The 1,394-nt window shown below is 67.8% G+C and carries 2 protein-coding genes; both read right to left on the bottom strand.

Going from position 1 to position 1,394, the window contains the following annotated elements; all coding sequences use genetic code 11:
- On the bottom strand, positions 1-423 hold a 423-nt coding region (locus tag AC1DZ6_RS25140; RefSeq protein WP_477099811.1), incomplete at its 3' end, for an SIS domain-containing protein.
- On the bottom strand, positions 416-1,394 hold a 979-nt coding region (locus AC1DZ6_RS25135; RefSeq protein WP_477099810.1), incomplete at its 5' end, for a class II D-tagatose-bisphosphate aldolase non-catalytic subunit. The genes AC1DZ6_RS25140 and AC1DZ6_RS25135, both read right to left, overlap by 8 nt.

The following is a 1,394-nucleotide window of genomic DNA, read 5'->3' as shown; positions in this document are numbered from 1 at the left end:
GTGATGCACGTCCTTGACCAGTCGGTCGGCCAGCTCGACGGCCGCCACGCTCTCGGGACTGTTGCCCGAACGCCCGAAGGAGACGAGCACGGTCGGCGTGTCGGCTTCGAAATAGAGCTGCGGCGCGCAGACGAGATCCGTCGTCGGAATCGCTTCGACCCGGCGGCCAAGCCGCGTCGCCAGCACAGGCGCCAGGCATTCACCGATAAAGGCCGAGGTCCCCGCGCCGGTCAGGATGACGCGCAGCGTGGGCAGGGCCAGAAGCGGCTTGAGAAAGGCTTCGATTTCGACCCGGCGGGCCGTCAGAAGCGCTTGGGTCTCGCGCAGCATGGCCGGTTGCTGCGCGATCTCGCGCGCGGTCCACAGGCCGCCCAGCTGAGCCAGCGCGGACTCGGTGAGACCCAGATGGGTGATATCAGACATAAGCAAACTCCGGCTCAGCGGTAGAGGCCGCGCGATAGGCCTCCAGCGTCGCGCCGATATGGGCGATCACCAGATTGGCGGGACTGGGCGTCAGGGCAGCGTTGCGGACGGCCGCGTAGGCCTCCGGCAGGTACTGGCTGATCAGCGCCAGGGGCGGCGGATTTTCGGCAAGGTTGGCGAACATCACCTCCTGCGCCGCGGTGATCTGCGGGTCGGGCCAGTAATAGCGTATCCGATCGGAGAGACTGTACTGGAGGTCGAACTGCAGCTCCGCGCCGGTGGCGTGATAATATTTGCCCCAGTTGCGCGGATCTGCCCGCATGCGCTCGATGGCGATGTGGCGGAAGCGCGAAGCGCGGTCCTCGCCGATCCATTCGCGCTCGATGGCGTCCAGCGCCCAGAAGGCCTCGCGCAGCGCGAAGGTGACGCCCGGCCCGACCTTGAGGATCGCGAAATGGTCCTCGACCAGGGCCTTCAGCGCCTTGGGCGTCTGATAGTCGGTCGAATGGGCCTCGAAGACGATATGCGGTTGGTCGTCGAGCGCGTGGCTCAAGGCCACCGCCTTGCCGCGGTCGTAGTCGATGACCTTATGGTGGTCGAATTCGACGCCCGGCTGCACCACGGCGGCGATGACGCGCGGCCACGCGTCCGAAAGCCCCTCCGCCGCGAAGATGGCGCGGTGGGCCTCGATCGTCTTGAGCGCCGCTTCCGGCGTCGTCACTTCAAGCTCAGGCAGGTCCTCGGCCGCGCCGCCGGGCACGGGCACCTCGGTGCCGATGACGTAGACGCAAGGCTCGCCGCCGGCGCGCCTTTGCGTGGCTTCGGCGATGCTGATCAGGCGCGCGGCGCGGCGGGCGACGGTGTCTTCGGGCAAGGGCGTCGGATCGTCGGCGCACGACATGGAGCAGTCGGCGTGGATCTTGCGGAAGCCGGCGGCCACGTACTGCTCGATCAACACGTCCGCCTTGGCC

Source organism: Caulobacter sp. P1_B12_2 (assembly GCF_056406675.1).
This window is presented reverse-complemented; position numbering and strand designations above follow the sequence as displayed.